This is a genomic window from Dyella sp. C11 (assembly GCF_003121485.1).
GTDB lineage: Bacteria > Pseudomonadota > Gammaproteobacteria > Xanthomonadales > Rhodanobacteraceae > Dyella.
In genome coordinates this window covers 1-15,123 of record NZ_QAVX01000025.1, presented here as the reverse complement: position 1 = coordinate 15,123, position 15,123 = coordinate 1, and the positions used below count along the sequence as shown (strand labels likewise).

Annotated in this window: 7 protein-coding genes; 4 read left to right on the top strand and 3 right to left on the bottom strand. The window is 63.5% G+C overall.

Annotated features, from left to right (window positions below; translation table 11 throughout):
• Positions 1–429 precede the first annotated feature (429 nt).
• From adiC to DK366_RS18685, 3 genes are all read left to right on the top strand, one after another.
• A complete protein-coding gene (gene adiC / locus DK366_RS18695; RefSeq protein WP_109127070.1) occupies positions 430–1,773 on the top strand; it encodes an arginine/agmatine antiporter in 1,344 nt (447 codons plus the stop codon).
• Positions 1,774–1,814: 41 nt separating this feature from the next.
• A complete protein-coding gene (locus DK366_RS18690) occupies positions 1,815–4,115 on the top strand; it encodes an Orn/Lys/Arg decarboxylase N-terminal domain-containing protein (RefSeq protein ID WP_109127069.1) in 2,301 nt (766 codons plus the stop codon).
• A gap of 292 nt (positions 4,116–4,407) precedes the next feature.
• On the top strand, positions 4,408–5,310 hold the full coding sequence (locus DK366_RS18685; protein WP_109127103.1) for a cation transporter: 903 nt from the start codon (positions 4,408–4,410) through the stop codon (positions 5,308–5,310).
• A gap of 817 nt (positions 5,311–6,127) precedes the next feature.
• Here the strand turns inward: DK366_RS18685 and DK366_RS18680 are convergent.
• Positions 6,128–6,979 (bottom strand): alpha/beta hydrolase, encoded by an 852-nt coding sequence (locus tag DK366_RS18680; RefSeq protein WP_232821113.1) that lies wholly within the window; start codon positions 6,977–6,979, stop codon positions 6,128–6,130.
• A gap of 348 nt (positions 6,980–7,327) precedes the next feature.
• Positions 7,328–9,589 carry a TonB-dependent receptor gene (locus tag DK366_RS18675; RefSeq protein WP_109127067.1) on the bottom strand — a complete coding sequence of 754 codons (2,262 nt, stop codon included), beginning with the start codon at positions 9,587–9,589 and terminating at the stop codon, positions 7,328–7,330.
• 201 nt (positions 9,590–9,790) lie between these two features.
• Here DK366_RS18675 and DK366_RS18670 point away from each other — a divergent pair, with 201 nt between their 5' ends.
• Positions 9,791–14,506 carry a DEAD/DEAH box helicase gene (locus tag DK366_RS18670; RefSeq protein ID WP_109127066.1) on the top strand — a complete coding sequence of 1,572 codons (4,716 nt, stop codon included), beginning with the start codon at positions 9,791–9,793 and terminating at the stop codon, positions 14,504–14,506.
• 119 nt (positions 14,507–14,625) lie between these two features.
• Here DK366_RS18670 and DK366_RS18665 read toward each other — a convergent pair whose 3' ends face one another.
• Positions 14,626–14,997, bottom strand: a complete 372-nt coding sequence (locus DK366_RS18665; protein ID WP_109127065.1) for a nuclear transport factor 2 family protein — start codon at positions 14,995–14,997, stop codon at positions 14,626–14,628.
• Between the last annotated feature and the right edge of the window lie 126 nt (positions 14,998–15,123).

The following is a 15,123-nucleotide window of genomic DNA, read 5'->3' as shown; positions in this document are numbered from 1 at the left end:
ACGTGAATGCGCCACCGCGAGTACGCGTAAAAGGCTTGCCGTATAGGTATTTCTACCATCGTGTTTGGACGCCCATCCTTCACGGTATGTGCACCGCATGCGTGGCGACAATTCACGCTCAGGGTGTCGCCGGACGCAGGGGCCGATGCATGTGCATGTCGGTCGTGGTGCGGAATTGACCGCAGGGGTGGGGTGCGCCCCTCGTGCGGACCGTTGACACGTAAGGTCAGTCGCGACATGGAGCGTGTCACGCGATGGTCCATCCAACCGCTCGACGCATGACCTGCATGACGTGCATGGAACAACGCATGTGCAAGGTTCTGCATGCCGCGCCCGCCAGGGCTGTGCGCTTTCCGATGTCTCCGCTTCATGCCGCTGGCGTGATGACGGAGCACTGCGTTTCCCCCTTCGCCCTACCGGAGCCATGTCATGGCAGATGAAAAGCGAAAGATCGGCGTCGTCGCCGCGACCTTCCTGGTGGCCGGCAACATGATGGGCTCAGGCGTGTTCCTGCTGCCGGGCAGCCTCGCCAAGATTGGCGCGGTGTCGATGTGGGGATGGGTGGTTACCACCATCGGCTCGCTGCTGCTGGCGTTCGTGTTCGCCAAGCTGGGGCGACTCGCACCCAAGGCGGGCGGCCCGTACGCGTATGCGCGCGATGCCTTCGGTCCCTACATGGGCTTCCAGACCAACACCATCTACTGGTTCGCCAACTGGATCGGCAACGTGGCACTGCCGGTCGCGGCGGTGGGCTATTTCAGCTATTTCATTCCGGCGCTGTCACAACCGATGGTGCGAACCATCGTGGTGCTGGTGCTGATCTGGGTCTTCACCTTCGCCAATATTCTCGGCGCGCAGGTGGTAACGCGCATCCAGTCGATCACCACGTCGTTTGCCCTGGTGCCGTTGTTCGGCATCGCCATCTTCGGCTGGTTCTTCTTCAAGAGCGACCTGTTCTCTTCTGCGTACAACGTCACCGGCAAGGGCGATTTCCAGGCGATTTCCGGCGCGGCCTCGCTCACGCTGTGGGCGTTCATCGGCGTGGAGTCCGCCTCGGTGTCGGCCGCGGTGGTGAAAGATCCCGAGAAGAACGTGGCCATTGCCACCATCGCCGGCGTGGCGCTGGCGGCGGTGGTGTACATCTCGAGCTCCGCCGTGATCATGGGCATGATCCCCAACGATCAGCTGCAAGTGGCGGATGCGCCGTTCGCACTTGCGGCGCAGGTGGCGGTGGGCAACATCGGTGGTGGCATCGTCAGCCTGTGCGCGGCGTTGGGCGCCGGCGGTTCGCTGGGAGGCTGGATTCTGCTGACGGCGCTCAGCGCCAAGGCGGCTGGTGACGACGGCTTGTTCCCCAAGATCTTCAGCAAGGCGAACAAGGACGACACGCCGGTCCAAGGCCTGCTGATCGTCGGCGTGCTGATGTCGCTGATCGTGTTGATCACTGCCGCATCGCCGTCGGCCTCGGAGCAGTTCGAAGTGATTACGCAGGCAGCCGTGGTGCTGACGCTGCTGCCGTACATCTATTCGTGCGTGGCCTGCTACTTCGCGGTGGAACTCAGCCACACCACCACGCACACCGGCATCTACTGGTTCCTCACCAGTATCACCGTGGTGTACTGCCTGTGGGCCATCTTCGGCACCAACGGCCAGATGGTGACCTACGCCTTCCTGTTCATGCTGTTCATCACGGTGTTCTACCCGTTCTTCAGCGAACAGCGGCGGCAGGACAAGGCCGCCAAAGCCACGCTTCCCGGCACGCCGCGCACCTGACACACGCTTTCCCTCGCCCCCGCGATTGATGGAGTCTGCTCATGTATTTCAATTCCCTCGACTATCCCGTCGTCATCATCGACGCTGACTACGATTCACCTCGCATCAACGGCATCCTGATCCGTGCACTCGCTGATGAGATCCGTGGCTACAGCCATCGTGTGCTGAGCGGCCTCACCATGAGTGATGCGGAAGCGGGCGCACGCACGTATAACGCCGCGTCGGCGGTGTTGATTTCCATCGATGGCGAGGAAGAGGGGCCCCACCAGTTCGATCGCCTTTACGATTTTCTCAATACCCAGCTGGCTTATCGCGAGGATCTGCCGATCTTCCTCTACGGTGAGCGCCGCACCGTGGAACAGGTGCCGACCAAGCTGCTCGGCATCACGCATGGCTTCATTTTCCTCTATGAGGACACCAAGGCCTTTATCGCCAAGCAGGTGATGCGTGCCGCCGATGAGTACATGAACAATTTGATGCCGCCGTTCTTCAAGGCATTGGTGGAGCATGCGGCCGAATCCAATTACTCCTGGCATACGCCGGGACACGGTGGCGGCGTGGCGTTCACCAAGTCGGCGGTGGGTCGCGCGTTCCACCAGTTCTTTGGTGAAAACACGCTGCGCAGCGATTTGTCCGTGTCGGTGCCGGAACTGGGTTCGCTGCTCGATCACACGGGCCCCATCAAGGCGGCCGAAAAGGAAGCGGCACGCAACTTCGGCGCGGATCACACCTTCTTCGTCACCAACGGCACGTCCACTGCGAACAAGATGGTGTGGCACGGCGTGGTGGCGCGCGGCGACGTGGTGTTCGTGGATCGCAATTGCCACAAATCCCTGCTGCATGCGCTGGTGATGACGGGTGCGATTCCGGTGTACTTCACGCCGAGTCGTAATGCGCACGGCATCATCGGTCCCATCAGCCTCGACCAGTTCACACCCAAGGCGATGGCCAAGGCCATTGCCGCCAATCCGCTGGCGAGCAAGGCGGCCAAGGCCAAGGGCAAGGATTTCAAACCCAAGATCGCCGTGGTGACCAACTCCACCTATGACGGCCTTTGCTACAACGTGGAGAAGATTGCCAAGGACATTGGCGGCGGCGTGGATTACCTGCACTTCGACGAAGCCTGGTACGCGTATGCCGCGTTCCACGAGATGTACGACAACCACTACGCCATGGCCAAGGGCAAGCCGCGTGACCAGGACCCGATCATTTTTGCCACGCATTCCACGCACAAGCTTCTGGCGGCGTTCTCGCAGGCCTCGATGATCCACGCGCGCAACAGCCGCACGCGCGCGCTGGACGCCGAGCGCTTCAACGAGTCGTACATGATGCATACGTCCACCTCGCCGCACTACGGCATCATCGCCTCGTGCGACGTCGCCTCGCGCATGATGGAAGGCCGCGCCGGACGCAGCCTGATCGAGCAGATGCATAAGGAAGCCATCGCTTTCCGCCGCGCCGTGCTGCACGTGGGCGATGACATCAAGAAGGGCGACTGGTGGTTCAGCGTGTGGCAGCCGGACAACCTGAAGGAACGCCTGGACGAAGGCGAGCGTGCCGCGCAGCCGGTCACCACCAAGCAGGCGGACTGGAAGCTGGTACCCAAGGCTGCATGGCACGGCTTCGGCGACCTCGCACGCGACTTCGTGATGATCGATCCGATCAAGGTCACGCTGATGATGCCCGGCCTGACCATGGATGGTCGCATGGAAAAGCAGGGCATTCCCGCGGCCGTGGTGAGCCGCTTCCTGTGGGGTCGTGGCATCACGGTGGAGAAGACGAACCTCTATTCGTTCCTGATCCTGTTCTCCATGGGCATCACCAAGGGCAAGTGGAGCACGCTCACCACCGAACTGTTGGCGTTCAAGGAGCTGTACGACGCCAATACGCCGCTCAGCAAGTCGCTGCCATCGTTGTATCAGTCGTATCCGGACGTCTATGCCAACACCGGCTTGCGCGACCTGTGCGACGAGCTGCACGCGTTCAACACCAAGAGCAAGATCGCGCAGGTGATGCGCGAGATGTACGTGGAGCTGCCCGACCCGGTGATCCCGCCGTGGGAGGCCTACGACCGCCTGGTGCGCGGCGAAGTGGAGCGCGTGGAAATCGACAAGCTTGCCGGCCGCCTGGCCGCGACCATGCTGGTGCCGTATCCGCCGGGTATCCCGGTGATCATGCCGGGCGAAAAGTTTGGCGCGAAGGATTCGCCGATCATCGAAAGCCTGCGCACGGCGAAGGAACAGAATGCGCGCTTCCCGGGCTTTGAATCGGATATCCACGGGCTGATCATCGAGCAGCACCCGGATGGGGATAGGTATGTGGTGGAAGTGCTGAAGAAGTAAGTCCTCGCCAACCCTGAAGTCGAAGCGCCTTTTGTTCGTCATTCCGGCGCAGGCCGGAATCCAGAGCCTCAGTGTGAGGTGATCGCCACTGGATTCCGGCCTGCGCCGGAATGACGGATAGGTTGGGCTATCGCCGTTTGCTTCCTGGTTTCCTCACAGGCATTCCGTCGAAAGCCGGAGGCGCTCTCCAGCGGCGAAAAGGGTCATCCGGCGCTTCCGCTTTGTCCCGCTCTGCTGCTCACGCCAGAGCCTTCCGTCCGGCCCGCCGTCCCTCTAACCTGCCGCCATGGCCATGGACACCTCCCGCGAACAACGGCAGTTGCGCTTCTCCATCGGCGTGACGTTCCTCGTGGGCGTGGCCTGCGTTGCCGTGGGCCTGCTGATGCATTCACAGGCCATTGCCTTCGATGGCTTCTATTCGCTGGTGGACGTGGTGCTCACCGCCGGCTCCCTGATGGTGTCGCACCTCGTCACCAGCGAAGGCAGCCGCCGTTTCCAGTTCGGCTACTGGCACCTGGAACCCCTGGTGCTGGTGTTCAATGCGGCAGTGCTGACCGCCATCTGCAGCTACGGTGGCTTCACCGCGCTGCACGGCCTGCTTACCGGCGGGCACGAACTGGCATTCGGGTTTGGCGCGGCGTGGGCGGCGATCATGGGCGTGGCCAGCCTGGGCATGGCGCTCTACATGCGCCGCGAATCGAAGGCCCTGGGCTCCGTGCTGCTGCAGCTGGATGCGAAGGGGTGGTTCATCGGTGGCTGCATCAGCATCGCCGTGCTGGTGGGCTTTGCGCTGGCGTCCATCATCCAGGGCGGACCGCTGAGTCATTGGACCCGCTATATCGATTCCACCATCCTGCTGGTACTGACCATAGCGCTGTTGCCTTTGCCACTGGGCAGCCTGTGGCAGGCATTCCGCGAAGTGCTGCAAGTAGCGCCCGATGCGCTGGACCAGCGCGTGCGCGATGTCATGGGCGCGATGGTGCAGGAGCGCGGTTACCTGGATTTCTCCAGCTATGTCGCCAAGATCGGCCGCATGCGCTTCATCGACATCCACATCCTGGTGGAAACCACACGTCCGCTCGGCGACATGGGTGATGTGGACGCGGTACGCGACGAGATCGCGCGACGCCTCGGCAGCGACATCCGCGCCGAGTGGCTCACCATCGTCTTCACCGCCAAGCGCGAATGGATGTGAAGCGCCGCGCTACGTTTGTGGGAGCGCACCCTGTGCGCTACATGGGCATCACGGCATCCCCGCTCCGCCAGTTAGTCGCCCACAGGGTGGGCTCCCACAAAGGAAACGTGATGCCCAAGCCTTTTTTGTAGGAGCGCACTTGTGCGCGACAGGCACGCAGGAAATCGCCAGCAGCCACGCTACGGTCGCGCCCAAGGGCGCTCCTACAGAAGAGCTGGCACCGACAGGCGAGGCGAACGCTGCTCAACCCCGCTTCTGTAATCAATCCCCAGCTGCGTCAGCACCTGGCTGCATGGACGTGCACTTGTGGGAGCGCACCCTGTGCGCGACACGGGCATCACACATCCTCGCTCCGTCAGCTAGTCGCCCACAGGGTGGGCTCCCACAAAGGAAACGCGACGCCCAAGCCTTTTTGTAGGAGCGCACTTGTGCGCGACAGGCACGCACGAAATCGCCAGCAGCCACGCTGCGGTCGCGCCCAAGGGCGCTCCTACAGAAGAGCTGGCACCGACAGGCGAGGCGAACGCTGCTCAACCCCGCTTCTGTAATCAATCCCCAACTGCCTCAGCACCTGGCTGCATGGAAGTGCACTTGTGGGAGCGCACCCTGTGCGCGACACGGGCATCACGCATCCTCGCTCCGTCAGCTTGTCGCCCACAGGGTGGGCTCCCACAACAGAATCCGGCGCCCAAGGCTCTATGTAGGAGCGCACTTGTGCGCGACAGGCACGCACGAAATCGCCAGCAGCCACGCTGCGGTCGCGCCCGAGGGCGCTCCTACAGAAGAGCTGGCACCAACAAGACGAGGCGAACGCTGCTCAGCCCCGCTTCTGCAACCAATCACCCAGCTGCTTCAACACCTGGCTGCGCGCGGGTTCCGCTTCGTTGAACAGCTCGTGGTACAGCGAGTCGAAGTAGCGCGTGGTCAGCTTGTTGCCGGCCCAGTTGCCGGATGAGAAATCGCGGCTGCCCGCCGGGTTCACCAGCATGTCCGCACCCGCCACCAGCAGCAGCGTGGGAATGGTGAGCTTGGAGGCGTCCGCAACCGATGCGTCGCCCGCCCGGAAAATGAAATCCGCCAGGCGTGGCGTGATCCACCCGTGCCGCAGCGGATCGGCGCGATAGGCCGCTTCCACCTGCGGATCGTGCGAGAGCTTGTCGAACGGCAAGCCGTTCGGCAGCGGAAGGCTGGGCAACACCTTGGCCAGCACGGCGGCCAGCTGTTGTCGCCAGACCGGTTCCCAGGTGCGCAGGGAAGGGGAGGACAACACCATCGCCGGCGGCTGGATACGGCCATCCAGCACGCAACGCGCGGCGACCAGGCCGCCCATGCTGTGGCCGAGCAGCAGCGGGGGCGTCGGCTGGGACTGGGCATAGTCGTTGTAGACCGTGGCCAGGTCTTCCAGCAAGTCGTCCGCGTGAGCAAGCGCACCACGGCGGCCCGGCGTCTGGCCGTGGCCGCGCTGGTCGTAGCAGCGCACGGAGAAACCGCGCGTGCGGAACCACTGGGCCATCCGCTGGTAGCGCCCGCTGTGCTCGCCTAGCCCATGCACGATCAGCACCGAGTCCTGCGCGCGGCTGTTGGGCCAGTCGCGCACGAACAGGGTCTGGCCATCGGCCATGGTGAGGGTAAGGGAGCGTTCGCTGCCGTGGTCGCCCGGGTGGTTCACATCGCACTCTGTTTGGAAATGGCGAGACATTCTGCAACAAGCGGCGGCTCTTTGGCGCCCTATGGCGCCAAAGAAGAGAGGGAGTGCCGGCGCCCTATGGCGCCAAAGAAGAGAAGGAATGCCGGCGCCCTATGGCGCCAAAGAAGAGAAGGAATGCCGGCGCCCCATGGCGCCAAAGAAGAGAGGGAATGTCGGCGCCTTGTGGCGCCAAGGAAGAGGGGAATGCCGGCGCCTCGTGGCACCAAGGAAGAGGGGAATGTCGGCGCCTTGTGCCGCCAAAGAAAAAGGGGAACGGCCAGGCCGCTCCCCTTGTGCACTGCACGACCGGCGTCGCCGCCCGCCAGCACGTCAGAAGTCCGCGCGGAACTCCACGCCGATGATGCGCGGGTCGTTGACGAACGCGGTGCGGTTGTCGAAGTCGATGGCACCGGTGATGTACTGCTTGTTGGTGATGTTGCGGCCGTACAGGGCGATTTCGCGCTTGCCGAAATCCCAGTTGTAGCCCACGCGCACGCCACCCTGCAGCATCGGCTTGCCGCGGAATTCCTCCGAGTCATACAGGAAGAAATTCACCTCGCTGCGGTAGCTCCAGTCCGTGTAGATGAAGAACTCGCCGCTCTCGCCGTACGGAATGCCATAACGCGCGGTGAGGTTGCCGATCCACTCGGGAGCGTTCGGCAGCGGGTTGCCGTTGATCAGCGCGTTGCCGTCCGCATTGAGCGGGTTGAGCACGGTGCAGCCGGCGCCGCAGATAGCCACGGCCAGGTTCGGGTCCACCAGCTTGGTGTGGTTGTAGCTGCCGCCGGCGGTGAGCACGAAATTCGGCGTTACGTACGCTTCCATGTCGAACTCGGCGCCGTAGCCCTCGGTCTTCTTCGCGTTGACCAGCTGCGTCACGTTCACCGCACCACCCACCGCGGTGAGCTGCTGGTTGTGCATGGTGTAGTCGTACACGTCCGCGTTGAAGCGCAGGCGGTTGTCCATGCCGGTGGTCTTCACGCCCAGCTCGTAGCTGGTGATGGTCTCGGGCTTGGCCTGCGAGATGAAGTCCGAGAACAGCACGCGGCCCTGCACGCTCGGCGCGCGGAAACCGTTGGCGATGCGGCCATACACGTTCACGTTCGGATTGAGTGTCCACGTGCCGGTGAGGTCGCCGCTCCAGCGCGCGTCGTGCGGATTGGCGCTCAGCGACAGCGGGCCACCGCCGATCGGCGACAGGATGCGATCCACGTTGAAGTCACGCGAATCGTGCGACCAGCGCGTACCCGCACGCACGTCGAAATCATCAGTGATGTGATAGTCGGCCGAACCGAACACCGCGTACGCCTTGGTGGTCTGGCTTTGCTGCGCGTAGCCATCCAGCGCGTGGTTGTCGAGCGTGTTGTAGTCGTAATTGACGATCGCGATGTCTTCGTAGAAGTAGTACGCGCCCACCTGCCAGTTCAGGCGATCCTGCGGGTTGCTGGCCAGCCGCACTTCCTGCGTGATCTGGCGATCGTGCGGCAGCGCATCGGCCGTCTCCGACGGGAACGGTGTCACGTACGGCAGCTGGCTCGCGTTTTGCGGAATGGCGATACCGCCGTCCACGTCGCCCAGGCTGTACGTGGTGGCCTTCTCGAAACCGGTGATAGAGGTAAGCGTGTAGTCACCGAGATTCCACGTCAGGTGCAGGTTGCTGCCCCACGAGAACAGGTGCTGACGGTTCAGGCCATCCTGGTACACCACATTGCGGTCGAAACCTTCGACCAGGCTGTCGCCGCCGAGCGGAATGGCGTTCGCGCGATTCACCATGGCGCTGCCGTCCAGCCAGCGGCCGTGCACGTTGATCAGTGCGTTGAAATCCTGCACGTCATACATGGCCTGCAGGCGCACGGCGCGATCGTTGTAGCCGCCCAGCGCGTCCTTCTTGTCGGTGTAGTCGTTGTCGATCCAGCCGTCGCGATGCTGCGCCAGCGCGGAGATGCGACCCGACCAGTTGCCACCGAGCGAACCGCCCAGCGCGGCTTCGGCATTGGCCGTGCCCTTGGTGCCGTAGGAGGCCTTCGCGTAGCCACTGGTTTCCTGGCTCGGCTTCACCGAATCGAACTTGATCACGCCCGCCGGCGAGTTGCGGCCGAACATGGTGCCCTGCGGACCGCGCAGCACTTCCACCTGCTCCAGATCGAACAGCGGGAAACCCTTGAGGATAGGGTTCTCCTGCACGATGTCGTCGTACACCATCGACACCGGCTGCGATGCGTTCAAATCGAAATCGCTGTTGCCCAGGCCGCGGATGTAGAAGCGCGGGAACTCACGACCGTAGGATGTCTCGGCATACACGCTCGGCGCGCGGCCAGCGAGCTGCAGCACGGTGTCACCCGACTGGCCGTAGTTGCTCAACTGTTCCGGCGTGATGACGGACATCGACACCGGTACCTTCTGGATGTCTTCGACGCGCTTTTCAGCGGTCACGTTGACGGTTTCGAGCTGGACGGGCTTGCCATTGCTGCCCTTCGCCTGGGTGGCGGCGGGCGGGTTCGCGTCCTGTGCGAAAGCGTTGGTTCCTGCGGCAAGGGCGCTGGCAATGGAAAGGGCGAGCAACGCGAAACGCGTCTGGCTGGCGGCGGTCATTGAGTTTCCCCGGAGAGTGGAAGAGCAAAGGAAGAAGTGGTGCAAGAGAGCCGCAAGAAACCATTCTGTAGGCGCGGCTTAACGATATTGTCACGTAATTTCGTGTGGGACTGAAGCGGATTTTTGCGGCCAGCGTTGCGAAAACCGCTTGGCGCCCCTATGTCTCGCTCTCTGAGAGCGCGTTGCGCCACACTTAAGTCCATGCCCCTGCACGACTTTCATCCGGCCGTCGCCGCCTGGTTCCAGGGCACCTTTCCTGAACCGACGTCGCCGCAAAAAGCCGCATGGCCGTCCATACGGTCAGGCCATCACACGCTGGTGGCCGCGCCGACAGGCTCAGGCAAGACACTCACCGCCTTTCTCTCCGCCATTGATACGCTGGTGCGCGAGGGCGTGGCGCACGACGGTGCGTTGCCCGACGAGACCACCGTGGTCTACGTCTCACCGCTGAAGGCGCTGTCCAACGACATCCGCATCAACCTCGATGCACCGCTGGAAGGCATTCGCGCGGAGCTCGAAAAAATGGGCTTGCCGGATGTAGCCATCCGCACGGCGGTACGCACGGGCGATACACCGCAGGGCGAGCGCACGTTGATGCGCAAGCAACCACCGCACATCCTTGTCACCACACCCGAATCGCTCTACATCCTGCTTGGCTCGGAATCGGGCCGCTCGATGTTGAAGGGCACGCGCACGGTGATCGTGGATGAAATCCACGCGCTCGCATCGAGCAAGCGTGGTGCACATCTGGCGTTGTCGCTGGAGCGACTGGAATCACTCTGCCAGCGGTCGCTGTTGCGCATTGGTTTGTCGGCCACGCAAAAGCCGATCGAAGACGTCGCGAAATTCCTCGTCGGTGCCAACGCTCAACTCCCTCTCCCCTCCGGGGTACGCGGGGAGCGGCCATGGATGGCCGCGGCTCTGAGGAGCGAGGAGAGGGTTGGGGTGAGGGGCCAGTCTGGCGATAAGTCCACCCACAAGCGCGCTCCGAAAAAAACCGAAGCACGCCCCGCCCCCTCATCCGACCCTTCGGGCCACCTTCTCCCCGGCGGGGAGAAGGAAAAAGACGCCGTCACCATCATCAACGTCGGCCACACCCGCGAACGCGACCTCGCCATCGAAGTCCCACCCGTTCCCCTCGAAGCCGTCATGTCCAACGACTGCTGGGAACTCATCTACAACCGCCTCGCGCAGTTGGTGGAGTCGCATCGCACCACGCTCGTCTTCGTCAACACGCGGCGCATGGCCGAGCGCGTGGCGCGCCATCTCTCCGAACGTCTTGGCAAGGAAGCCGTCGCTGCGCACCACGGCAGCCTTGCCAAGGAACAACGCCTGGACGCCGAACAACGCCTGAAGCGCGGTGATTTGCGCGTGCTGGTCGCTACCGCGTCGCTGGAACTGGGCATCGACATCGGCGATGTGGATCTCGTCTGCCAGCTCGCCTCGCCACGTTCCATCGCTGCCTTCCTGCAGCGCGCCGGCCGTTCCGGTCACGCGGTGAACGGCACGCCGAAAGCACGCCTATTCCCCACCTCGCGCGATGACCTGGTGGAGTGCACGGCATTGCTCGATTGCGTTCGCCGCGGTGAACTCGACACGCTTATCCAGCCGCCGCAACCGCTCGACGTACTCGCGCAACAGATCGTGGCCGAAGTGGCTTGCCAGGAATGGAATGAAGACGCGCTTTACGATGTCGTACGCCGCGCGTATCCCTACCGCGACCTCACGCGCGAACAGTTCGACGCTACCGTACGCATGCTGGCCGACGGCTTCACGACACGTCACGGTCCGCGTGGTGCGTATATCCATCGCGATGCTGTACACAAACAATTGCGTGCGCGTCGCAACGCACGATTGACGGCGGTCACATCCGGCGGCGCCATTCCCGACACCGCCGACTACCTGGTGGTGCTGGAACCGCAGGCCACCATCATCGGCACGGTAAACGAAGACTTCGCCGTGGAAAGCCTCGCCGGCGACGTATTCCAGCTGGGCAATACCAGCTACCGCATCCTGCGTGTGGAACGCGATCGCCTGCGCGTGGAAGACGCGCAAGGCGTGCCACCGAATATTCCTTTCTGGCTGGGCGAAGCGCCGGGCCGCAGCGCCGAGTTGTCGCACGGCGTATCGCGTCTGCGCGAAGAGATCGCCACGCGCTTGGACAATGGTGGCACTCCCGCCGTCATGCATTGGTTGATGCACACGCTGGGCATGAACGAATCGTCCGCGCAGCAGCTGGCCGAATACATGGCGGCGGCCAAGGCGGCACTCGGCGTGCTGCCGACGCAAAACAACCTGGTGTTCGAGCGCTTCTTCGACGAATCAGGCGGCACGCAGCTGATCATCCATACGCCGTGGGGCAGCCGCATCAATCGCGCGTGGGGCCTGGCGCTGCGCAAGCGCTTCTGTCGGCAGTTCAACTTCGAGTTGCAGGCCGCGGCCACGGAAGATTCGATCGTACTGTCGCTTTCCACCAGCCACAGCTTCCCGCTGGACGAAGTGGCCCGCTACCTGCACTCCAACACCGCCGAACATGTGCTGGTGCAGGCATTGCTCGACGCGCCGCTGTTCCCCGCGCGATGGCGCTGGAACGCCACCACCTCGCTGGCGTTGCCGCGCTTCCAGGGCGGCAAGAAAGTGCCGCCGCAATTGCAGCGCATGAAGAGCGAAGACCTGCTCGCCACCGTATTTCCCGATCAGGTGGCGTGCCTGGAAAACATTGTCGGCGAGCGCGAAATTCCCGACCACCCGCTGGTCAACCAGACCATGCACGACTGCCTGCGCGAAGCGATGGATGTCGATGGCTTGCTGCATATCCTGCATGGGCTTGAAGACGGCAACATCGCCGTCGTCGCACGCGACCTCGCTGCGCCCAGCCCCCTGGCCGGCGAAGTACTCACCGCTGCACCGTACGCGTACCTCGACGACGCACCGCTGGAAGAACGCCGCACGCGAGCCGTGCAATCACGCCGCTGGTCCGACCCGGAAAGCGCCGACGATCTCGGCCGCCTGGACCCGGAAGCCATCGCCTCCGTGCGCGAAGAAGCGTGGCCGCAAGTGCGCAGCGCAGATGAGATGCATGAGGCGCTCACCATCCTGGGCGGCATCAAGCAAAGCGAAGCCGATGCGAACGAAGGCTGGAACGAGTGGCTGAAGAGTCTCGCAAAGAACCATCGAGCGACACACCTTACTCCCTCTCCCCTCCGGGGTACGCGGGGAGCGGCCATGGATGGCCGCGGCTCTGAGGAGCGAGGAGAGGGCCGGGGTGAGGGGTCAATCTCGCCTCAGTCCCGCTCTTTGGCCATTTGGGTCACTGCGGAGGCATTGCCCAAGTGGCAAGCCGTCCACCCGACCGCCACGCTACAACCACCCATCGACGCCCCACCCGAATACGCGTCGGAAGGATGGTCCCGCGAAGACGCCCTCCTCGAACTCACTCGAGGCCGCCTCACCGGCTCCGGCCCCATCACCGTCGCTCAACTCGCGACGGTGCTCCACGTCGAGCCAAGCGACATCGACCTCACCCTTCTGCGCCTGCAATCGGAAGGCTACGTCATGCAGGGCCATTTCACGCCCGGCACGCATGACGTGGAATGGTGCGAACGCCATCTGCTCGCGCGCATCCATCGCTACACCATCGGTCGCCTGCGTCGTGAAATCGAACCCGTCAGCCGCCGCGACCTGATGCGTTTCCTGTTCGACTGGCAGCACGTCGCACCCGGCGCACGCCTCAGTGGCCCGGACGCACTGCCTGCCGTGCTCACGCAACTGGAGGGCTTCGAAGCTGCCGCGGGCGCATGGGAAAGCGAACTGCTGCCCACGCGCATCGACGACTACTCCATCACCTGGCTGGACGAACAGATCCGCGCCGGCCGCGTGAGCTGGAGCCGATTGCGCAACGGCAATGGCAGCGGCGGCGGTCCCGTGCGCGCTACACCCATCGTGCTGTTGCCACGCCGCAGTCTTTCCGTGTGGTCGCAAGCCGCGAATGCCGAAGCCAATCTGCAAGACGTCGTTGTATCGTCGCGCGCCCAGGCCGTGCTCGATGCACTGCGCGATCACGGCGCGCTGTTCTTCGACGAACTGCTGACCGACACGCACCTGCTTCGCACCGAGCTGGAAGACGCCCTCGGCGAACTCGTCGCCGCCGGCCGCGTCACCGCCGACAGCTTCGCCGGCCTGCGCGCGCTCCTCGTACCCGCCGCCAAACGCGACGCCCATCGTCATCGCCGCCTGCGCCGCCACATGCTCACCGGCATCGAAGACGCAGGCAGATGGTCGCTAGTAAGGTCAAACCGAGCAAATCTTCTCCCCTCCGGGGAGAAGATGCCCGGCAGGGCAGATGAGTCCCGGGAAGGGGATAAAGGTCGGGTGCTCGAGAAAGCCCGACCTATCTCAACCCAAAAGCTCGACCCCGACCAACTCGAACACATCGCCCGCAGCCTCCTGCGCCGCTACGGCGTCATCTTCTGGAAGCTGCTCGAACGCGAAGCTCCCTGGCTCCCCAGCTGGCGCGAACTCCTGCGCGTCTATCACCGCCTGGAAGCCCGTGGCGAAATTCGCGGCGGCCGTTTCGTCGAAGGCCTGGTCGGCGAGCAATTCGCCCTGCCCGAAGCCATCGCCAAACTGCGCGCCGTTCGCCAGCAGGAACCACAAGGCGAACTCGTCCTCGTCAGCGGCTCCGATCCACTCAACCTCGTGGGCACCGTACTCGCCGGCAACAAGCTTCCCGCCGTTGCCGGCACGCGCGTGCTCTACGAGGATGGTGCCGCTGTCGCGGCCTGGGTCGCCGGCAAACCGCAATGGCTGGTGGAATCCAACACCATCCAGCAACAATGCTGGCGGAATGCATTACTACGCCGTGCCGATGTGGATGCGCTCAGGCAAGATGCGCGCGCTGCAGGTTTCGAGGACTAGAGCGCTTCGCGCCCGCGTGCATCACTACAAAAGTGCTTGGAAACGCTTCGGTGGCCTGATCGAAACGTCAGCCATCGCTCTTCGTCCATTCGCACCAATCAAGCGATGGAGCGAACATCTCACTCGCTGTAGTCACCGATATAGACCAGCAACCCATCACGCTGGCGGAACTCGCTGCGCCCGTTCAACGTAATCGACTGGCCAGCCCGCACGCCGTTGGGCAGGTCCACGGCAAACGTTCCATCGAACAGGATGTGCGCCGTCGCCGTTCCATCCCGCTCTTCGTAGGCCAGGATCACCTGGCGGCGCGCCGAAAACAGAAAGCTCGAACTCTGCGCCAGATGCTGCAGTTCATCGACACCAAACGTACGCACGCTCAGCACGCCGGCGGTGTAGTTCTCGAACACCACCTCGCGATGCATCGTCGCCACCATGCCGTCCACATCAAAGCGGTTATAGGCTGCCAGGTAACGTTCGATCAGCTCGCGCATGGCGCATCCTTCAAAAGGCAGGCGCCAGGGCCGGCGCGACAGTGCAAAGTCTACGTTACCCGCGCCATCCCGCCGAATTTCAGCCAAAACCCGCCCGGCCCCGGTCGCCGCCCTGGCTCGTCAACA